Origin of the sequence: Lactobacillus pasteurii DSM 23907 = CRBIP 24.76 (assembly GCF_000297025.1) — a bacterium.
In the GTDB taxonomy this organism is placed as follows: domain Bacteria; phylum Bacillota; class Bacilli; order Lactobacillales; family Lactobacillaceae; genus Lactobacillus; species Lactobacillus pasteurii.
Genome location: NZ_CAKD01000001.1, coordinates 95,886 through 116,788 on the forward strand (window position 1 = coordinate 95,886; position 20,903 = coordinate 116,788).

Consider the following 20,903-nt stretch of genomic DNA (forward strand, 5'->3'; position numbering starts at 1 on the left):
ATGTTGGAATAAATGTATGCACTTTCATAAATTAGCTGAGGTTAAGGGGGTTGCTTTCGTCAACTGCAAATTCATCGTTATTTATTGCTTGGCTTATTTGTGATTGCAAGACGTTGATAACTTGTTCTTGTTCAAAATGCGCAATCTCATTAACAATCAAAGCAGTCAAACCAATTGTGTTGATCCAGTTAAACACAATGATCTGGTGCAATTTTTCATCATCGAAATTCCTGTCTGGGTATTGTTCTTTGAACTTTTCAGTTCCAAGTTCCAGCAAAGTTCCTTCAATAATTTCGCTACCAAATTTACCATCGACAAACATCGCCTTGAAGAGCTTAGTATGTTGCTTCGAAAAATTAATATAAGACAAATCCAAATCAATCAAAGGCTTGCCGGTAAATTTCTTTTGCAAAGTATGTTCCTTTAGATCAGTTGAAATTCGTCGAAGAATTTCGCTTTTGATCTCATCCATATTTTCGAATTCTAAGTATAATGGTTGAGTAGAGAAGTGACCTGCCTTTGCAATATTTCGAGCTGTAATGCCATCCAAACCGTCATTGATGGCCATCTTATAAGCAATATCTAAAATTTTCTCTCTACTTACCTCTTTTTTTCTAGCCATTCCTAATTCGCCCAACTCTCACAAATAAATTCTTCACATCTACTACTATTATCATAAAAGCCTTGGATCATAAAAACAAGGATATCGCCTTATATCGTTACTATTTATTTTTGATCAGCTATTTGATCGTAGTAATCATTAACCATATTCATAACATCTTCCTTGCTTAAGCCCTTTGAAGCTGAATAAGAAAGAAAGGCTGCTGACAAGATGTAGCCTCTTTCTTCGTCCTTGGTTAAATTATCTGAAAAGGCCATATTCAATTCGCCATTGTCAAAATTCAAATCAATCTTGATTGATTTAGTGTTCATTTTCAACATCCCCTTATTTTAAAAAATATCGTCATTAATTACAGATTATATTACTTACCATGCTAAAATTATTCTATCAGATTTTGAGGGATATTTATATTTTTTAACAGAAAAGGAAGTTATTTTTTATGTCAAAAATTGGAAGATCATCCTGCACATCAATTCTTATTGGCAAAAAAGCATCTGCTACTGGTAGCGTTATTATTGGCCGCAACGAAGATGCCAAAACTGCCTGGCCAAAACACCTTGCTTTCAATCCGCACCGTACAATTGAAAACAACCATTTCAAGTCAAAAGACAACAAGTTCGAAATGGACTTGCCTGCAACTTTATTTGCTTATTCATCAACGCCTGAATGGACTAACAAATATGGCGAGTTTGAAGAAGATGGAATCAATGAATATCATGTTGCTATGAGTGCCACCGAAAGTGCCTATGCTAACGATCGCGTTTTGGCAGCTGACCCATTTGAAACTGAAACTGGCATTTTAGAAGAAGCAATGGTAACAGTTGTCTTGCCATACATTAAAACTGCTAAAGAAGGCGTGCTTCGTTTAGGCAAGATCGTTGAAGAGCACGGCGCAGCAGAAGCTGACGGAATTTTATTTGCTGACCGGGATGAAGCTTGGTATTTAGAAATTGGTTCTGGTCACCACTGGGTAGCCATGCGCATCCCTGACGACTCATACGCAGTCGTAGCTAACCAATTATCAATTCAAGAAATCGACTTTGACAGCGATATCTTCTTGACTTCGCCTAACATTCGCGAATTCGTCTACGACAACAAGCTCTGGCCAAAAGATGCTCCATTCAACTTTAGAGAAATCTTTGGTACTCGCTCAGATAGCGACTTGCACTACAATACGCCAAGAGTCTGGATCGGCCAAAAGCTCTTGACCCCATCAGTCAAGCAAGAACCTCAATCTTTCAACTTGCCATTTGCTCGTCAAGCTGATAAGCCAATCACGATTCAAGATGCGCAAGACGTCTTGACCAACCACTACCAAAATACGCCTTACGATTTGACCAATCCAAAGAATAAGTCAAATGCGACCTTCCGTCCAATTGGCGTAGCAACTTGCCAAGAATCACACTTACTTGAATTAAACAGCGAAAAGATGGTTCACTGGCTAGCCATGGGAATTGGCGGTCAAAGCGTTTATGTTCCATTTTATCCACAGGGAACCAAAGTTCCGACTATGTACAAGTACGGCAAAGAAACTTATTCGGCTAACTCTGCCTACTGGGTCTTCAAACTGGCTAGCACCTTGGTTGACCGCGATTGGGGTAAGTATGGCAGCTTGCTAACCAATGCTCAAACTGATGCCAAGGAAAAGGTTCTTCGCATTCGCTATCAAGCTGATCAAAAACTTACAAAAGAAACTGATAGCCAAAAACAGCTAGCAATCGTTGATCAAGCCAACTTAGATATGGCTGATGCGGCTATTAAGATTTATCAAAAACTTATCGCTGAAGTGATTACTTTACAAACTGCTGATTCTCCATTGAAATTTAAGATGGATCCTAATTTATAAAATTCTTATCATCGAGCAATGTTTTTTCATTGCTCTTTTTTGTTGGGCTAGCAAAAAGAATCAAGTCGCTAGCAACTTGATTCTTTGATTCTTTAATTGTCCTGATTTAAAAATTTTCGATTCAACAATTTAATTGAAATAAAGCAGATTAATGTCCAAATCAAACTCTTAGCAATACAAAATAATAAGCTAGGACTTAAAAAATTTGGGCTAGAAATCACATCCAATAGATCATTGACTGGAAATAAAATCGCCAGCTAAAATAAGCACTTCAATTGCAGAAACCACACCGGCAATTATTAGCTTGGGAAGCCAATATTTAGAAAACCTTGGTCTAATTGATAAAATATCATCATAAATACCAATGTTCTGATCATAAACTGATGACGCATTAACAATTCCCATGCTCGTTGCAATGCCGGAAGTGGTAATTGTTCCTAGCAGAATTCGGGAATAACTTTGATGAGAATCAAAAGCTATCAGCAAAAACATGATCAGAGAAATAAGTGGCAGGGCAAAATAATGCAGCAAAATAATTTGTAGACCACTTAGATTATAAATTGAGCTGAGTACAACTCGATAGGTCGAAGGTTTCAAAAGATATTCAACCTTCCCTCTTTAAAAGCCCTTTTAATGACGATATTGGTCAACAATTTTGAAATGACAACAAACAACAAAACAATTAGTAAGTATGAAATCATAAAATCTCATCGAAAATTATGATGATAGATAATCCTAATTGGGAAACTTAATGGGCTAAATAACCGAATTGGTTTGATAAAAGCAGAATTGGCAATAAAATTAATTCTTCGTATTCAAGAGCATTTCTACTCAAAATAAATAGTAGGCTAATAAAATAACTCAAAACTGTTGATGCAAACCAAAATAAGATAATACCTATTAATAATTGCAGATCGAAATAATCAACAGGAATATTTAAAATTTTAACTTCTAATCCTGCAATCGGAAAAGAAATCAACCCATACAAGGCAGCTGGCGATAGGACGGAAATTAGCACTTTCACTGAAGAAAGACCAGAATTCAACAAATGGGCCAAGGTTCCCTGCCACTGCTAAAAACCTAAGGCTCCAGCACTAGTTGTACAAGAAGCCCACATCCCCATAATTCCAGCTATCAGCCACTCTTTTCCAGAATAGGACTGGTTGGTGAAATTTGCCAAATATTGGTATAGTAGCATTGAACTTGTTTCGATCAAAACTAAACTAACGAAATAAGAGTTTTTCACATAGAGCTTCAGTTGAAACAAAATCATCCTCAATAGCTTCATCAATAATCACCCTAACTTTCGCTTTAAAGTAGGTGCGATTGCTAGATATGCATCAGCTAAGGAAGCACTATCTGGTACTGCAGCATACTTTTTTACATCTGAAACAGAACCACGGTAATGTATTCTGCCATTACCAATTAAATATATACGATCAGCCGGGGTTTCAATATCTGTCATGTTGTGACTAGTAAGAACAATTGCTCGTCCACTTTCAGCTAATCTTTTAATCAACTTTCGGACTGCAATCACAGACTCAACGTCCAAGCCCACAGTTGGCTCATCCAGCATTAAGATTTGAGGTCGGTTAATGTATGCAATAAAAAAAGCTACCTTTATAGGTAACCGTTTTCACTGAAATTCAGGAGATTAGGTATAACTTCTTTTAAGCCTCCTTACTCAACTGACCATCCATCATCTCATAAATGTGATCCGCATATTCCTTAAGTCGTGGATCATGCGTCACTAAGATGACAGCCTTATTCCTCTCTTTAGCCATTGTCTTAAATAGCTGACCTACTTCTTTGACTTTCTCACTGTCTAAGGAAGCAGTTGGCTCATCTGCCAAGATAATTGCCGGATCAGCATACAAAGCCCGCGCAATCGCTACTCTTTGCTTTTGACCACCTGACAATTCGCCTGGATACTTTTTGGCTAAGTCGCTGATGCCTAATTGCTCCATCAGCTTGGCTAACTCTTCTTTGCTCAGGTTGCCTTGCCTTTTTACCTTATCAACCAAGACAAATTGATCTTGCACTGTTAAATAAGGTACTAAGTTGTAAGCTTGCAAGATAAAGCCTATCTTGTTCAAACGCAAGGCACCAGTCTTTTTAGCAGATAGCTGACTGATTTCTTCTCCATCAACTTTAACGCTACCAGAAGTTGGCTTTTGCAAAGAACCAATAATTGTTAAAAATGTACTCTTGCCCGCACCTGATGGTCCCATAATCAAGACAACTTCGCCACTTTCTGCTTCAAAGTCAACGTCCTTCAAGGCTCTTACCTGAGCGCCGCCTTTGCCATAAACTTTATTTATCTTTTCTAATTGAATTGCTGCCATACTTATTCACCAATCGCCTTTACTGGATCTACTTTCAAAATAGATCTTACTGGAATCAAACTTCCGATAATTCCCATCAATAACATGCCACCTACTCCTGCAAGCATAATCGCTGGCGTAAAGTCCATTGGCACGCTCTTTGGCATCATTAAAATTGTCAATTCCATCAACAACAAACCAATGACTGCGCCTGTGACAACCAAAATTACTGCCTGGCCAATCGTAGCTGCTACCAAGGTCTTAGCTGGAATGCCTTGTGCGCGCATAACTGCATAATTCTGCATCTTCTGCATAGTCAAAATGTATAAAAAGACTGCAATGATAATCAGCGAAATAATAAACAAGAAGCCAATCATCAATTCAAAAGTCATATTCTGAGCCGTGTAGCCTGGCAACTTGTTGATAAAGGTCTTAACATCATAAGTTTTGGCATTTTTATGATTTAACTTGTAATCAGCATTCTTAGAAATTATTCCTGAAGCAACAACGTTAGGCATGGCTACCTTTAGCTTTTTCCAAGTCGCTAAATCTCCATAGATAATTGGCGCAATATTGATTTTGGCATTTTTGACAAAACCAACAATTGTGTACTTTTGCTTTGAATCATTTAGCTTGATCTTGTCGCCTAATTTGTAGCCTTTCAATTGCAAGGCTTGATCGGCGGTAACTTCGCTCTTATTCTTAGATTTGCGACCAGCAATCAGTTCTTGATCTTGATAGATAAATTGATCGCGCTTGACGCCTAAAAATTGGGCCGAAATCGAGCTACGCTTGTTAGCCTTGACTACTACTGGGACTTGCCCTAAGTAAGCTTCATTTTTGCTTAAAGAAGCATTCTTTAGGTCATCTTTATTTAGGACTGACTGACTCAAACTAATGTTGGCATTTTTATTCAAAACAACCTTCTGAGTCTGCCAAGATTCAAGCGCTTGCGTATTTTCCTCAGCTAGGCCAATTGCTAGCGATGACAACATGAAAATCAAGTAGCTAATCAAAAAGATCATCATAACGATCAAGCCATAGCGTATTTTCTCATGTTTAATTTCTTTAAATGCTAAAAACATTCTACTTCATTCCTTTAGCTATTAATTCTAAACTAGTTCTTAATCGCTCAAGGATTTCATTGGTGTGATCAGGATCATTGAAGCAGGCATTGATTGCATCATGGCTTAAGACCATGGCACTCCACATCTGTGGCGGCATTTTCAGCATCTGTCCAGGATTGCCTTGCATCGTACCCAAAACTATTTCATTGCGGGTCATATGCAATTTCATCAAGGGCCAATATTGACTATTTTGGGCCTTTTCGACAAAATTCTTCACCCTTTGATAGTAGAAATCTGGATCGAATCCACTTGATGGCCTGATCCCCGTATGAATTTCCTTGATTGCGATCTTATAAACGTACATATAAGCATCTGTTAAATCATCGAAATATTTATAAAAAGCTCCCCGAGCGATTTCGGCATCTTTGACGATTCGACTAACTTGGGCGTCAGTTAAAGGGTACGTACTAAATTCCTTTAAGACGGCTTGCGTTATTCTTTGCTTTTTTTCGTCCGGTAAATTTAAAAATGTTGATTTAACCATATTCTTCCTTTCCAAGTAACACAGTGTCACTTGACGGTATAAATAATATAACCTTGGTGACACTGTGTCAACTTTAAAACTCTATTTTTTAAAAAATTATGCTAAAACGCGGTTGTAATAAAGCATTCTGCTGGTATTTTTCTTTACTTCGAACTTAGCTAAGCCGCAATTGTCCATAGTCTGGAAATTGCTCATCTTGCCCGCTTCAACTAAACAAGCAGCCATCATTCTAATCAAAGTTCCATGCGCTACTACCAATACTTTGCCATCAGGGTACTTCTGCCTTAATTCATCAATAAACTCTTGGCAGCGTTGACCTAAATGCACTTGGCTTTCGGCATCAGTAGCATAAGTCAGATACTTGTCTGTGACCTTGCCCCATTCATCAAAGGCATCTGGGTAATTTGCTCTTAACTCGCTAATTAATTGTGCATCCCAGCTGCCAAAATCAAACTCCTTAATTCGCTCGTCAGTAATCAATTCCTTTTGACCCTTAGTGAAAATTTTGGCTGTTTCTTGGGCTCTAGCCAAAGGGCTGACAAAGACCACATCATACTGACTAGGGTCAAAATTAGCAGCTGCAGCTTGCGCCTGACTTCTTCCTTCTTCATCCAAAGGATAGTTGGTTGCTGAACCTTGAATGCGATTTTCCTTATTTAAACCAGTTTGTCCGTGACGAATAAAAGTTAACTCCATATTTACTTCCTCAAAAATTATTTCCTAGTAAAATCAAAATCTGTCCGAAAGACATAATTGTCTTCGCTACTCTCTTCTTCATTATAACTGAAAGCAAAATCATTAAAATCCTTCAAGCCATCTAAGCTATCAATTTGGTTTTGGCAGATGAAACGGGTCATTTCGCCTCTAGCCATTTTGGCGTGAACGCCAACTGTCTTCCACTTGCCGGCCTTTAATTCTTGAAAATCTATCGTGACCATTTTTCGATTTTCAGTTAAATATGGGGCAATCATGCGCGAATATTCTTTTGAAGCTAAATTGATGATGGTGGTTTCATCTTTGAACAATTCATCAGCCACTTGTCCTGCCCAAAAATGATAAAGATTGCCATCTTGAAAGCCTGCCACTTTATTTTTGACTTCTAGCCGGTAGGGCTGCACCCCATCAAAGGGACGCAAAATACCATAAAGGCCTGATAGAATTCTTACATGTTCTTGCAAAAAGTCCAAAGCTTCCTTAGATAGTAAATCCGCTGCCATGTACTGATATTGGATTCCCTGATAGGACATAATTGCTGGCGTTAATTGCCGTTCAAAATCTAGCTGCTCTAGCTGCTTTTGCCCTTGGGCTACAATCCGGTCGCTTGCCTCCCAGATTTCCTTTAACTCTTTGGCAGTTCTACTCTTTAAAAAATCAGCCAAAATCCTGGCCTGCTCAAGCATCACAGCTTGAGTCAACACTGGAAAGGCATCCTGATCAACGACCATTTTTTTGGCGGGAGAGATAATTATTTTCATAATTTTTCCTTTTACTGTACAATTTGATAAGTTACTAATAGAGAGGACCAATAAAATGAATCCTGATTTTGCAATCATTTTAAATTTCGACTTAAAAACTAGCAATGTCGATCAAGACTACTTGGTAAAAGAAGCTCGCAACATTGGCGTGCGTGCAATCATGGCTGATGACAGCTTCTTAGAAGCTTGTCAAAAATACAGCATTGCCTTGTTAGACAAGCAAGCTGGCCTTGATTTAACTGCTGAAAACGTCATCGACACCATCGTCGAAAATCGCATCAAAGGCCAAGCAACCATCATCAATCTTGCAGTTGAAGCTGATGGCAAACTAGCTGATGACAATTTGAAGATGCTATCAGCAATCAACGATTGGATGCACTTGTTCGGCCATGCTTTAAACGAAAGCGAGCCTAGTGAGCTTAAGACTAGCTATGGCTATATTTTAACCAATCGTCACGCCACTTATCAAAAATATATTTTCGTCAAAACTCCTCTACCAGACAAACTAACTGTTTCTGGTTTAAAGCAAGCACCAAACCGCGTGGAATGGATTGCAGACCGCACTGAAGCTAAATTTAGCTACGACAAGCAAGAATTGACGATTGATTTATCTGCTTCTAATAGCGAATTTGCTTGGGAAATCATCCGCATTCAAGCTCACCGCCCTGAAGACGACTTAGGCGAAACTAAATTCTAAACTAGCTAAGGCTAGTTTTTTTATTTTGCTCAAAAAACTCCCTAAAACGCTTGGCTTCTTTCACTAAAGCTTCATCATCATTGACTTGCGATAACTTATAGCCAACAAAATAAGGCGGTGCATCATAGCGCGTAATGTACTTGGCACAAATTCCCCCATCTGCGCGCGGGTAAAAGAACAAGTTATATGATTTAAAGCGGCCATTGTACATCACGTTTAGCAAATACTCAGCCCCAGCCTGAATCCAATCAGCCCATAGGTCTAGATCAGATAGTTCTAGGGCATTGATATTGATTTCGGTGTAGCCTTGCACCGGATGAGTAGCAATATTAACTTCAACTTGATCATTTTTGAATAAGCTATGCCCTTCAAAATTGTTTTGATGAAGATACTTGTAGGCATCTTCTTTTTTGAAGCCAACAATCTGCATATGCGGATGAATCAAGGAGCCTCCTGAATGGGGGCCATAATTTTTGTACCAGACAACCGAGCGATATTGCTTATCCTTTGCCATCTCCAAATACGCATCCAGGGCAAAGCGCATCAACTTGCGATTATGCTCTTTAGAATAAGTGGAAATATCCCCCAAATGATCATGCGATTCAATCAAAACGGTTTGCGTCGTGTCTCTAAGCGTTGGGAACTTATTATGCAGCCAGATGAATTCTCCATCTTGACGGTAAATATCCGTTAAATGCTCCGTATCACAAAAAGGACAAACCTTGACTTTAGGCTTATCTTTGCGATAAGAGTGCGGCTTATTTTTGGCAATACTCAATTCAAAAACTATCGGATCATTGTTCAATCTTTTCGCCCTCTTCAATCAAAAAATTCTAGGAGCCTTCATTATACCGCTAATAGACTCAAATCTTTACTAATTAACTTATAGATGATAAGCTTACATGTAAATGGACACTTTTTACATTCATCAGAATAAGGGTTGATTTATTATGGAATCTAGAAGAAATTTACATAAACGCAACAACCGCAACAATATCATCTTGGTCCTAGTTGGCCTGGTTGCGGTCCTTGCATTGATCTTCGGCGTAGTTGCCCATAATAAGCGCGTTCAAGGCGAGGCCCGGGCACGCAAGTTTGCTACAACTCACTTCAATCCCAACGTTACAATCTATGGGGTTAAAGTTGGCAATTTAACTGTAGCTAAGGCAACTAAGAAGATTAACGAAAAAGCTAATAACACTGCAAGCTTAGTCGATAACAAGGTTGTCTTATCAAGAAATGCTGCTAAGACAACGATTAGTTCGGCCGAAGTTGCCAAATACTTCAAAAAGCAGCACACTGAATCACCAAATAACAAGACCTACACTTACGAATCAGCTAGCTTAAATGAAGCTAAAAGCAAGCTAACCGCTCTTGATCAAGCAAGCGTAGAATTCAAGGTTAACGGCAAAACTTACGACTTGAAAGCTAAAGACTTAGTCAACAAGGTCGAATACCAAGATGGCAAGTTCAACTTCAAGGATGACAAGAAGTTAGCTAACAAGCTTGAACAGATCGATCGCGAAAATACCACGATCAAAAAGAGCTATAAGTTTACTGTTCCATCCGGCAGTTCTGTCAAGGGCAAGACCATCACCGTCAAAAACGAAAGCTACGGCTGGGGCGTTTACGTTAAAAAAGCCCGCGAGGCAGTCAAGGAAGCTTTTGCTAATGGAACTAAGCAGTTAGATGGTGGAAACTACCTCTATGGCTTAGGCTACAGTACTTATCCACACGGTTATCAAGAATCTAACCACGGCATTGGTCAAAACTATGTCGTTGTTTCGCTCAAAAAACAAGAGCTTTGGGTTGTTCGCCATGGCCAAGTTGCTGTCCATCTAACAGATGTCGTTACTGGAACTATGACTGGCGACAAGAGCGATCAAACTCCAAAGGGCGTATGGTACATCCACTATAAGGAGTCCCCAAGCGTACTTAGAGGCTACAATGACGATGGTTCAAAATACGCTTCTAAAGTTCAATACTGGATGCCATTTACTTTAAGTGGCTGCGGCTTGCATGATGCTAGCTGGAGAACTGACTGGTCCAAGACTGCCTACCTCAAGGGTGGTTCACATGGATGTGTCAACATTAAGCCAGGCGAAGTTAAGAAGGTCTGGGATAACGTAATCAAGAACGAACCTGTCATCGTTTACTAGAAATAAGTACTAAAAAAGGAGATATCGGCGATATCTCCTTTTTTGATAGTCAATTTTAGTTAATTCCGGCCATCAAAGCATGAATTCTCTTGCTTAATACAAGCATAATCAAACCAAAGACTACGCTGACAATTCCAACAATCAAGAAATATTGAACTTCTGTATTTGCGGAATAGTACTTAACGATCTGAGAGTTGACTGCTTGACCTGTTGCATCAGCTAAGAACCACATACTCATCATCTGAGATTGGAAGGCTTTTGGCGCTAATTTAGTTGTTACAGATAAACCGATTGGAGAAATTAGCATTTCGGCAATTTCAACGATAAACCATGAACCAACTAGCCATAATGGACTAACTCGACCACTTGTACCATAAAGCATCCCTGGCAAAGCCATCCAAGCATATGAAAGTCCGGCAAAGACTAAACCAATAGCAAACTTCTTTGGTGCAGTTGGTTGACCCTTCCAGTGTTCCCAAAGCCAAACAAATAATGGCGTCAAGATCATGATAAAGACTGGGTTCAAGGTCTGGAAGTTGGCTGCTGCAAAGTGCCATGAGCCAATATGCAAGATAGTTCTTTGTTCGGCAAAAAGTGCTAAAACTACGGAACCTGATTCTTCAATTCCCCAGAAAATAGCCCCAGCGATAAATAATGGAATATAAGCCAAAACTCTAGAACGTTCTGTCTTAGTTACCTTGTCGCTTTTAAGCATAATGGCAAAGTAGTAAATTGGAATCGCAATAGCCAAAATGGTAATCAAAGAAATAATGTTGTTGATGTTCAACTTGCCCAAAAGCTGCATTGCTACTAAGACAATTGCCAAAATCACAAGTGCTACAACTATCTTCTTAATGATTGATTGCAATTCTTCCTTGCTGATTGGATCGTTAGGCTTATTGCTATCTTTAGATAGGTGCTTTCTACCACCGTAGTAGTATTGGATAAGTCCTAATAACATACCAAAGGCTGCTAAAGAGAAGCCAGCGTGGAAGTTAGTAGTATTGCCAAAAGCATGGAAACCAAAACCATCAGCTGCCCAAGGAACTAACCAAGGTGCAATTGCTGACCCTAAGTTGATTCCAAATACAAACATACTAAAACCGGCATCTCTCCGGCGATCTTCTGGACTATAAAGTCCACCAACCATATCTGAGACATTTGGCTTAAGCAAACCTGTTCCGGCAACAATCAAAGCAATTGAACAGTACAAAGCAGCTGTACCTAGTGGCAATGATAAGACAATATGACCAAACATGATCAAGACGCCACCAATAAAGACTGTCTTGCGCGAACCCCAGATTCGATCTGATAGCCAGCCACCTACAGTACTTGATAGATAAACCAAGGAACCATAGATAGACATAATTGAGGCGGCGGTAACCTCATCCATTCCCAAACCGCCTTTATCTACTGCATAATAAATGTAAAAGAGCAGGATCGCTCTCATGCCGTAGTAACTGAAACGCTCCCACATTTCAGTGAAAAATAGAGTCGATAAGCCTTTAGGTTGTCCAAAAAAGGCTGTATCTTCACTTTTTTGCTTCATTTAAAAATTTTCCTTCCTAGTCAAATAAGAACACAATTAAGTATTTTATAATTTTTTATCGACTCTAGTCAAATTATGACAAGAAAAAATCCCTAAGTGTTATAGCACTTAAGGATCTAGCTCTCTTAATTTTATTTTTAATTAGCTATGCCGACTAGCTGTCGTAATAGTGACTATCTCATCACCAAGCTTAACTTTATATTCCTTCTTTCTCAACAATTGACCATAGGAAATACAGTATAAAATACCATTTTTGCTAACCAGCGTAACGTAATTTGCCTTAAACGGTAACCGCAAAATTTCTGCTATAATTGCATCCACGTCTTCAACTTCACCAAGATAATTTGGTGAAATATTCATACTTTTCCACTTCTTATCTAATTCAGGTAAGTATTGCAAATTCTTACCTACAGCGTTAAAAATGCAATAACGATAATCTATTCCCTTTGTATAAATATTTAGCCAATCTTTATAGCTATTGGCAAAATCAGTAAAACTATCCTGCTTGTTAACCTGCCAAGGCAGAGTAGCATGAACATCACCAATAACATTATTAGCATCAAATTTGTCAAAACTTCTAATATTCAAGGCAATTTTACCAGTGATCTTATGCATCTTATGATCTTGCATCATAGCTTGTGAAAGCAGATAGATTCCTTGTGTATATACCTGATCTGTTGTCTTAGCAGAGCAAGCAAATTTGCTAATGTATACATAGGTATCCTTTTTCGTCAACTGCAAGCTTTGCTCAGTCTCAGAAATTAAACTAATTGCCTTTTTTACATCTGTATTTTGATTAGTTTCGCGTATAAAATCCATGAAATCAGCATATGAACTCGGTTTGATTTGGTCAATGGATAAATTTTGCTGATATAAGTCAACAAATAGCTGTTTGAACTTGTTAGATGACGATGCATCCAGCGTGTGATGTGAAAATACGATCTCCAACTGGCATCTATTTAGGTTAAAGATTAAACAATATATTGGTCTGCCTTGTTTAGAATACATCACTTGCTCTAAATTATCATTAGAGAACCCATTCAATGAAACAAAAGAAATCGGATAAACATTTTTTGCTTTTTTAAAATATAGTCTATCTTGTTCATCTCTAAACCAAGTAAAAGTCAGCAAATCGATTTTAGTAGTCAAATCTACAAAAATCTTTTTAATCTTTTCTATTTCTTGGTAGTTTATTGTTGGCATAGCTATGCACAAACGATCAAATGAGGTTTTTCCCTGCAAAAATAAGCTTTGCTGAGTAGATGATGCTGTAATCTTATATTGTTCATATTGACTTTCAAAATCATCAAATAGCATCTTAAAATTCATCAATTCTGCTTCAATAGTTTGTTGATCTATTGAAGAATCAACCGTTTTTGACCACTTTTTATGTTTGATAAAATCAGCCAAACGTTTAGTTGTAGTTAATAATGCTAATTGTTCATCATTAATATGTATAGTAAAAGCATTTTCTACTTCAATGATAAAACGAACTAAATCAAGAGAATCCAGTTGTGCAATCTCATTGACATGATACTTTGTCAAAAGATTTCTAAGTTTATCGAAAATACCTTCATCACTTTTTCTCATTCAGTCATTATTTTGGCAATTCCAATCATTTTATTTGATTTCTTTTGTCGATCTTTAACATTCAATTTATGACCTTTGTTCAAACAAATACTGACCTAAATTACATCGGTAGAGTCTTTGGCATTATTTTTTCAGTTGCCATCTTATTCATGCCGTTTGGTACTTTCTTCTTCCAACGGATCTTTAATTTGAAGAATCCATTCAATTATTCAATTATTGGTCTTGTTCTGATCACTGTATCACTAGTTACACTACTTTTAAATATTGCTCTTTCAGCTACTACTAAAGATTAATAGATCTCATTAAATTAAGTACTTGATAATTGTTCAACTCAAGAAGCAAATTGTTTTTCTAATTCCACACAAAAAAGCGACTCAAACGAGTCGCTTTTTCTGATACATTATAAACTTGCTTCGACAGCCTTGTTAACAGCTGCTTTTTCGCTTTCAATCAAGTCAACGCGAGCAGCGATAAACTTAATATCCATCTTAATTTCACGAGTAAGCATAGCTTGTGACAATTTTGGTTCAAAGAATTCCTTGAATTCTGCTAGACGCTTAGCGGTTCTGAATTGACGAGCTACTACTGTAATGAAGGTAGCAAATTCCATGTCGCCACCGATCTTTTCATCTAGCCAGCTCCATTCATCGCGGATCCAAGTCCAAGCTGCTTCTTCTGATGCATCATTTGCAAGCATTCCTGCAAACCAACCGCGAAGGTCTTGTGGCTTAACTACGTCTGCATCCTTGAAGTAGCCGATAATCTTAGCAATTTCAGCTTCATCCTTGGTCTTAGTAATTGCAACGCGCAAGTCTAACTTGTATGAAGCATCTGAAGTCTTCTTGTATTCGTCAATCAATTGATCAATTAAACCAGCTGCTGGGAAGTTCTTGACTTCGTTCATGATGACATGAGCACGAACATCAGCATTCAAGCTGTACAAGTCATCCTTGTGTGCTTCAAATAATTCATGAGCTTCCTTAATTGAGGCAGCATTTTCAGCGTAAAGGCTAGCGCTTAAAACGTCTTGACGAACTTGTTGGTCATCATCGCTGTCGCTATCCTTAACTTCCCAACCAAGGCGTGCAACTTGACCTGCAGAAAGCTTGTCGTACAACTTCTTCAAGTTCTTTTCTTCATCGCTACCAACTTCAACGAATTGACGCAACTTAGCAGCAGTAGTGTATAAAGCATCGTTTACTAAACCTGACTTGTCATCTGCAAGCTTAGTCAACAATGGCACGATTTCAGCGTATGAAATTTGACGACCTTCAGCAAGCAAGCGCAAGTCTTGAAGCAATTGCAACTTAGCGATTGGGTCAAGGCTGGCTACATCAGCTAAAATATCCTTCATTAAAGTATCGTCGTACTTAACGATGAAGTGTGAGCTGTTGCCTACGTTCAAGCGCAAAGCTTCACCTGCTTGCTTACGCAAGTCTTCGTAGTTGCCAAGGTCAAGTTCAGTTTCAGACATGATTTGTGGTGCATCAAAGTTAGCGTTCAATGGAATAGCCCACTTGCGGCCTACTTCTTCGCCTTCACCAACGAAGAATTGCTTTTGAGTCAACTTCAAGTGACCATCTTCAACAAAGGCATTAACTACTGGGTAACCTGGTTGGTTAAGCCAAGTATGCATAATTTCGCCAATGTTAAGGTCAGTAGCAGTTGATAAAGCATCCCATAAGTCGTCACCAGTAGTGTTGCCGAACTTGTGGTGGTCGAAGTAGTACTTAAGGCCCTTACGTAAAGCTTCATCGCCAAGCAAAGCTCTAACCATAACCAACATTCTTGAACCCTTTGCGTAAACGATCGCGCCATCAAAGAGGGCATCAATTTCTGCTGGGTCGTTAACTTCAACGTAAACTGATTGTACGCCGTCAGTTGCATCCCTAGTCAAAGCTTGAGCAGCTTCGCTAGATTGGAACATTTCCCAAATGTGCCAGTCTGGTTCAATTGCGTCAATTGCTACATATTCCATCATGTTGGCGAAACTTTCGTTAAGCCATAAGTTGTCCCACCACTTCATGGTTACTAAGTCACCGAACCATTGGTGAGCTAATTCGTGGGCAATTACAGTCGCAACTAACTTCTTCATTTGCAATGAAGTGTTATCTGGGTCAAGGGTTAAGTATGCTTCACGGTAAGTTACCAGACCCCAGTTTTCCATGGCACCAGCTGAGAAGTCTGGCAAGGCCAATTGCCATGAGTGTGGCAATGGGTATGGAGTTTGGTAGAAGTCTTCGTAGAATTCGATTGAGCGCTTAGCAATATCAAGGGCAAAATCTAATTCCTTAGCTTGGTGAGCCTTAGTAGCAAAGACGCCAATCTTAACGCCGCTCTTAGTTTCAGTCATCTTTGATTGCAAATCACCAAAGGCAAAAGCAACAAGGTAGCTGGACATGCGAACAGTTTCTTCGAAGTAGTGAACGCCATCTTCAACCTTGATTTCTGGCATGTTGGCAAGAGCAATTTCGCCTTCTTCTTCATCCCACTTAAGCGCTAAAGTGAAAGTAGCCTTAGCTTCTGGTTCGTCAATACTTGGGAAAGCTTGACGAGCAAAAGTAGTTTCGAATTGCGTACCGATAATTTGCTTCTTTTCGCCATTAAGTTCGTAATATGAAGGGTAAATTCCCATCATTGTATCAGTAAGTGGTGCAGAGTAGTCAATTGCTACAGTAGTCTTGCCAGTCTTTGGCAAGTCAATCTTGATAACTTCATCAGCGTCAATTACTTCAAAAGGTACATCTTGACCATCAGCTTTAACAGCCTTGATTGTCATGTACTTTTCATTGACGAAGATAGTAGTTTCCATAGCTTCACCAGTGATGGTTGAAGTACCAGTGATCAACTTTTCTTTACGGTTGACATCGATAAACAAATCATAGTGTTCTGGATGAAATGTTTCATAAATACGTTTTACTGCCATATTTTTCCTCCTAATTAAGGTATTACAATTAACTAAATTTTACCAAAAACGGCCAAATATTACATTAAAATTAGCTTTTCTGCGGAGATTGTAAGAGCTACGTTTTTGTTTTGTAACAGAGCTGAAACATTCGCCAGGTAGTATATGGCTTGTAAGGTTTAAGAGATTAATAATTAAGTATAGGGAATGAAAACATTGAATAATTTGAAATCAACTTTCGTAAAATTTATCGTGGCTTTAGCCTTAGTCTTAACTGGTGCTTCTGCTACTCAAACTATTGCTACTAACGTAGCTGGTCAAAACAATACTGTTCAAGCAGCTATGTCTAAGAGCGAAAAGGCTGCTAAGCGCTGGATCGCAATGCGCGAATCTGGTGGTAGCTACTACGCTAGAAACGGCGTTTGTTACGGTCGTTACCAATTAAACATCGCTTACTTGCACGGTAACTACTCTCCAGCCAACCAAGAAAGAACCGCTGACAGATATGTTTACGGTCGTTACGGCTCATGGGTTAACGCTAAGAGATTTTGGTTAGCTCACCACTGGTACTAATATTCCAAAGTATCCAATATTTTCCCCAGATATAAAAGAATACCGATTAGGATAATCCTTCCTAGTCGGTATTTATTTTGCTTTTATTCGAATTGATCTTTTTTGATGAAGCGGTATAAAGAAATGCCCATCACCAAGATGGCGCATCCCATCGCTACATAGGCCATCGTGCCGATATTGACGGCATTACTTGCTGCTTGCTGGGACATTTGATTTTCTATAGCATACTCTACAACCCACTTCTTCATTAAGCCAGGCGTCAAAATAAAGCTAATCATTGCAATTAGTGAACTAATTAAGCTGCAGTTGCGCGAATATGGCTCTCTAAAAAATTGGGCCAACACGCAAAAGGCTGGTGCAATCATCAAGAGCAAGACCCAGACCACGATATTTCTACCTGAATCAGAGCTCATCATTTGAGCGCTATTAGTCGCATAGCGGTAAGAACTCCATAAGCTTCCACCGGTAACTGTGTTCAACAAGCTCAAAAAGTATGACCCTTGCTGGCCATAATAGCCATGATTGGACAAAACGCCCTCGATTATTTGCAAACTATCGGTTGAACCAGCAGATGAAAAGTCAACTGAAACTACCTGCTTCATATAAGTAGACAAAAACATCAATAGCGATCCCCCTAGTTGCAAGGAGCGCAGCATGCTCAATTTTCTTGAGGCCTTGAGCCTAAATTCAATACTAAGAATCTGATCTGGGTGGTGGGATTTAGCAATTACATAAATACCAATTGCCACAATAATTCCTAAAATTAGTAGCCCGACCCAGAACTTGATCATCACTAAAAAAATCGCCAAGACAATAATGGCTACTGAAACATATGGTCGGTCTGAGAAGATCTTCCAGAAATTCAAGTTAGTATGAGTATATTCAATTCTTGAGGTATCAATCTGCGGCGCCCGCAAGGGATCCGGCTTTCTCAATTCATCGCGATTAAGTTCTTTTTTGGAATAGCGGCGCCTTCTTTGCATGCTTTCTTTAGCCTTTTGGCTTCTCATGCGATATTCGCGCCGGGACATATTAGTCATAAATTTACCCCTTTCTCTAAGTTATCCTAGCACAATTTTTTAAAAGTAAACTAAAGATCTTGCTAGTTTCAATAAAATTTACAAATCCTTGTGCTAAAATAACGAAGAAAGAAAGGCGATGCATTTAATGGAAAAATCGACAAAATTATCAGCTAACTGGTATCGGGCATTTTATACCCTTTGGGCAGGCTGCTTTATTACTGGAATGGGATATTCAATGACCATGCCCTTTATCTCACTTTTTATTGCTGACTTAGGCAATTACAGCAAGCTAGAAATCAGTTTGTATTCAGGACTAGCCTTTGCCATGACTTTTGTCGCTCAAGCGATTGTTTCTCCTTACTGGGGCAACTTAGCTGACCGCAAAGGCCGAAAATTGATGTGCATGCGCGCGTCTGGCGTTATGGCTTTAACCATCACTTTAACTGGTTTTGCACCAAACGCCATCTATATCGTTATCATGCGCTTTATTCAGGGCTCTTTTTCAGGCTATATCAACAACGCTACTGCGCTAATGGCTAGCGAAACTCCCCATAATAAAAGTGGCTGGGTAATGAGTCAAATGATGACTGCCGGAACTGCTGGCAACTTAATCGGCCCACTACTTGGCGGGGCACTATCTAGCTACTTTGGCAATTTATTAGGCGGAGCCTGGGGCTATCGAATTCCCTTCTTCATCACTGGGGCATTGATGTTTATTACCTTCTTAGGTACTACTTTCTTAGTTCATGAAGACTTCACGCCTATTTCTCGCGAAGAAATGAAGCCAATGAAAGAAATCATGGCCGACTTGCCTAATATCAAATTAATCATCGGCATGTTCATTACTACCCTGATCGTTCAAGCATCGACTTTATCAATTGATCCAATTGTTTCCTTATATGTTAAGTCCATGATGCCGGGCGCAAAAAACGTTGCCTTCATCGCCGGAATTGTTGCTGCTACGCCTGGTCTTGGAACTTTAATTGCTGCTTCAAAGATTGGCCATAAGATGGACGAAGTTGGGCCATTGAAGGTTTTGCGAATCGGATTGATTGTTGGATTTGTTTTATTTGTTCCAATGGCTTTGACCAATTCTCCATGGATATTAGCTGGACTTAGATTCTTGCTTGGAATGGCTAGTGCAGGGATGATGCCAGCTGCTCAAGCAGTCTTAACCTTGAATACTCCAGCAGAAAGTTTCGGCCGTATCTTCAGCTACAATCAATCCTTCCAGGCCTTTGGCGCTATGGCGGGCTCAATGATTGGCTCGACCATCTCTGGTGTATTTGACTATGCGGCCGTCTTTTGGATTACTGGCCTTACCTTGTTAATTAACTTTATAATCGTTATGGCACTTGGCCAAAGTAAAAAATAATTTACATGCAAAAAATGCTTGATAAGTTCGTTGCCTATCAAGCATTTTATTTTTATCCTAAATGAATTTCTCGATCAAACATTTGATGCATTTCTTCAGCAACTATTGTTAGTAATAAAAATATTAAAGAAAATCTCAGCTTATTACTTTTAACAAGTCCACTTGGTGTCATTTCTTTCGCCTACTTTGTATTCATTTAACATTATCTTTATTGTAATCATACTTCTCATAAATTTAAATATTTTTAAATAAAATATCATTTTTATAAAAAATTCGAGATAAATAATATTTTAACTAACTTTATGCTGTCAAAATTACAAAAAAATACCGATAAATTCGATAGAATTCATCGGTATTTCCAGACTAATTCACCCTAATATCGCCATCTGCCGTCGAGATATGCAAGACGTTGCGGCTATTGATCTTTTTCTTAACTGTGCCTGAATCAAAGCTTGATACACGCTTACCCTTGAAATCAAGATCACCATCCGTAGTCGTCAAGTAATACCCTGTCGCATTATTCTGACTAACTGAAATATCGCCATCAGCTGAAGAAATACTAAAGCCAGTCTTAGATGCTAGATCTAGTATATCTACATCCCCATCAGAACTGCTTAGCTTACCGCTATCTGCGACTAATTTCCGAGCTGATACATCTCCATCTGCCAAATCAACAATCATTTGCCCAACCTTAAGATCATCAATATCTAAATCGCCATCGCTATTCTTAACGGTCAAACTAGTTAGCTTTTTAGGCACATAGACAATAATCTTTGGCTCTTCTTCAACATAGACTCCACTCTTCTTAGAATCTGTAATCTTCAAAGTTTGGCCAATAACTTTTGCATTTATGCGTGAATCTTTTACACCCTTATAAAGCACTTCTGCCTTATTTGATTTTCTGATTTCAACGTCCAAATCACTAACATTAATGTCGATCTTGTTAAAGGTCTTCTCAGTCAAAGTCTTAGTAATTCTGGTTTTAGCCTTATTTGTCTGGCTTGATTCACTTGCTGGCTTTTGCACTACAACTTTATAACATCCAGATAAACTTGCACCTATACCAGCAATTAAGATAGCTGATAGGATTTTTGTTTTGAATTTAGTCATGATTTCCCTCCGAATCTATCTAACTCATCACTATCATTTTATAAC

General features: G+C 38.8%; 23 protein-coding genes. 6 read left to right on the forward strand and 17 right to left on the reverse strand.

Annotated elements, in window-relative coordinates; translation table 11 throughout:
• Positions 1-31: 31 nt before the first annotated feature.
• Both BN53_RS00460 and BN53_RS00465 read right to left on the reverse strand, forming a co-directional pair.
• Complete coding sequence (locus tag BN53_RS00460; RefSeq protein WP_009558895.1) at positions 32-622, reverse strand: TetR/AcrR family transcriptional regulator; 591 nt, start codon at positions 620-622, stop codon at positions 32-34.
• A gap of 104 nt (positions 623-726) precedes the next feature.
• A complete protein-coding gene (locus BN53_RS00465) occupies positions 727-933 on the reverse strand; it encodes a hypothetical protein (protein ID WP_009558896.1) in 207 nt (68 codons plus the stop codon).
• Between the two features lie 128 nt (positions 934-1,061).
• On the opposite strand from BN53_RS00465, the gene BN53_RS00470 reads away from it, so the two are divergent.
• Positions 1,062-2,468 carry a C69 family dipeptidase gene (locus BN53_RS00470; protein WP_009558897.1) on the forward strand — a complete coding sequence of 469 codons (1,407 nt, stop codon included), beginning with the start codon at positions 1,062-1,064 and terminating at the stop codon, positions 2,466-2,468.
• 231 nt (positions 2,469-2,699) lie between these two features.
• Here BN53_RS00470 and BN53_RS00475 read toward each other — a convergent pair whose 3' ends face one another.
• From BN53_RS00475 to yaaA, 9 genes are all read right to left on the reverse strand, one after another.
• Positions 2,700-3,065: a hypothetical protein gene (locus tag BN53_RS00475; protein ID WP_009558899.1), complete on the reverse strand. Its 366-nt coding sequence runs from the start codon at positions 3,063-3,065 to the stop codon at positions 2,700-2,702.
• A 151-nt stretch (positions 3,066-3,216) separates the two neighbouring features.
• Positions 3,217-3,516: a hypothetical protein gene (locus tag BN53_RS09775; RefSeq protein WP_236695129.1), complete on the reverse strand. Its 300-nt coding sequence runs from the start codon at positions 3,514-3,516 to the stop codon at positions 3,217-3,219.
• Positions 3,517-3,540: 24 nt separating this feature from the next.
• Positions 3,541-3,735 (reverse strand): hypothetical protein, encoded by a 195-nt coding sequence (locus tag BN53_RS09780; protein WP_236695128.1) that lies wholly within the window; start codon positions 3,733-3,735, stop codon positions 3,541-3,543.
• A 27-nt stretch (positions 3,736-3,762) separates the two neighbouring features.
• Positions 3,763-4,005, reverse strand: a complete 243-nt coding sequence (locus tag BN53_RS00485; protein ID WP_133286384.1) for an ATP-binding cassette domain-containing protein — start codon at positions 4,003-4,005, stop codon at positions 3,763-3,765.
• A gap of 133 nt (positions 4,006-4,138) precedes the next feature.
• Positions 4,139-4,813 (reverse strand): ABC transporter ATP-binding protein, encoded by a 675-nt coding sequence (locus BN53_RS00490; RefSeq protein ID WP_009558903.1) that lies wholly within the window; start codon positions 4,811-4,813, stop codon positions 4,139-4,141.
• Positions 4,814-4,815: 2 nt separating this feature from the next.
• Positions 4,816-5,877, reverse strand: a complete 1,062-nt coding sequence (locus tag BN53_RS00495) for an ABC transporter permease (RefSeq protein WP_009558904.1) — start codon at positions 5,875-5,877, stop codon at positions 4,816-4,818.
• 1 nt (position 5,878) lies between these two features.
• Positions 5,879-6,403: a TetR/AcrR family transcriptional regulator gene (locus BN53_RS00500; RefSeq protein WP_009558905.1), complete on the reverse strand. Its 525-nt coding sequence runs from the start codon at positions 6,401-6,403 to the stop codon at positions 5,879-5,881.
• A 96-nt stretch (positions 6,404-6,499) separates the two neighbouring features.
• On the reverse strand, positions 6,500-7,099 hold the full coding sequence (locus BN53_RS00505) for a histidine phosphatase family protein (RefSeq protein ID WP_009558906.1): 600 nt from the start codon (positions 7,097-7,099) through the stop codon (positions 6,500-6,502).
• A 17-nt stretch (positions 7,100-7,116) separates the two neighbouring features.
• On the reverse strand, positions 7,117-7,878 hold the full coding sequence (gene yaaA, locus BN53_RS00510) for a peroxide stress protein YaaA (protein ID WP_009558907.1): 762 nt from the start codon (positions 7,876-7,878) through the stop codon (positions 7,117-7,119).
• Positions 7,879-7,933: 55 nt separating this feature from the next.
• Between yaaA and BN53_RS00515 the strand changes: the two genes are divergently transcribed.
• On the forward strand, positions 7,934-8,575 hold the full coding sequence (locus BN53_RS00515) for a hypothetical protein (protein WP_009558908.1): 642 nt from the start codon (positions 7,934-7,936) through the stop codon (positions 8,573-8,575).
• Between the two features lies 1 nt (position 8,576).
• On the opposite strand, the gene BN53_RS00520 is transcribed toward BN53_RS00515, so the two are convergent.
• The gene (locus BN53_RS00520; RefSeq protein ID WP_009558909.1) at positions 8,577-9,380 is read right to left on the reverse strand and encodes a DUF4931 domain-containing protein; all 804 of its coding nucleotides are present in this window, start codon (positions 9,378-9,380) and stop codon (positions 8,577-8,579) included.
• 145 nt (positions 9,381-9,525) lie between these two features.
• On the opposite strand from BN53_RS00520, the gene BN53_RS00525 reads away from it, so the two are divergent.
• Positions 9,526-10,734, forward strand: a complete 1,209-nt coding sequence (locus tag BN53_RS00525; protein ID WP_009558910.1) for a L,D-transpeptidase family protein — start codon at positions 9,526-9,528, stop codon at positions 10,732-10,734.
• 55 nt (positions 10,735-10,789) lie between these two features.
• Here the strand turns inward: BN53_RS00525 and BN53_RS00530 are convergent, their stop codons facing one another.
• On the reverse strand, positions 10,790-12,283 hold the full coding sequence (locus BN53_RS00530; RefSeq protein ID WP_009558911.1) for a peptide MFS transporter: 1,494 nt from the start codon (positions 12,281-12,283) through the stop codon (positions 10,790-10,792).
• 141 nt (positions 12,284-12,424) lie between these two features.
• The gene (locus BN53_RS00535; RefSeq protein ID WP_009558912.1) at positions 12,425-13,873 is read right to left on the reverse strand and encodes an acyl carrier protein; all 1,449 of its coding nucleotides are present in this window, start codon (positions 13,871-13,873) and stop codon (positions 12,425-12,427) included.
• 68 nt (positions 13,874-13,941) lie between these two features.
• Between BN53_RS00535 and BN53_RS09785 the strand changes: the two genes are divergently transcribed.
• Positions 13,942-14,166, forward strand: a complete 225-nt coding sequence (locus tag BN53_RS09785; RefSeq protein WP_009558913.1) for a hypothetical protein — start codon at positions 13,942-13,944, stop codon at positions 14,164-14,166.
• Between the two features lie 107 nt (positions 14,167-14,273).
• Here BN53_RS09785 and BN53_RS00545 read toward each other — a convergent pair whose 3' ends face one another.
• Positions 14,274-16,799 (reverse strand): M1 family metallopeptidase, encoded by a 2,526-nt coding sequence (locus BN53_RS00545; protein ID WP_009558914.1) that lies wholly within the window; start codon positions 16,797-16,799, stop codon positions 14,274-14,276.
• 186 nt (positions 16,800-16,985) lie between these two features.
• On the opposite strand from BN53_RS00545, the gene BN53_RS00550 reads away from it, so the two are divergent.
• Complete coding sequence (locus tag BN53_RS00550; protein ID WP_040537215.1) at positions 16,986-17,351, forward strand: aggregation-promoting factor C-terminal-like domain-containing protein; 366 nt, start codon at positions 16,986-16,988, stop codon at positions 17,349-17,351.
• Between the two features lie 83 nt (positions 17,352-17,434).
• Here BN53_RS00550 and BN53_RS00555 read toward each other — a convergent pair whose 3' ends face one another.
• The gene (locus BN53_RS00555) at positions 17,435-18,391 is read right to left on the reverse strand and encodes a hypothetical protein (protein ID WP_009558916.1); all 957 of its coding nucleotides are present in this window, start codon (positions 18,389-18,391) and stop codon (positions 17,435-17,437) included.
• A 127-nt stretch (positions 18,392-18,518) separates the two neighbouring features.
• On the opposite strand from BN53_RS00555, the gene BN53_RS00560 reads away from it, so the two are divergent.
• Positions 18,519-19,748 (forward strand): MFS transporter, encoded by a 1,230-nt coding sequence (locus BN53_RS00560; RefSeq protein ID WP_009558917.1) that lies wholly within the window; start codon positions 18,519-18,521, stop codon positions 19,746-19,748.
• A gap of 363 nt (positions 19,749-20,111) precedes the next feature.
• On the opposite strand, the gene BN53_RS00565 is transcribed toward BN53_RS00560, so the two are convergent.
• The gene (locus tag BN53_RS00565; RefSeq protein WP_009558919.1) at positions 20,112-20,858 is read right to left on the reverse strand and encodes a DUF4097 family beta strand repeat-containing protein; all 747 of its coding nucleotides are present in this window, start codon (positions 20,856-20,858) and stop codon (positions 20,112-20,114) included.
• Positions 20,859-20,903: the final 45 nt, after the last annotated feature.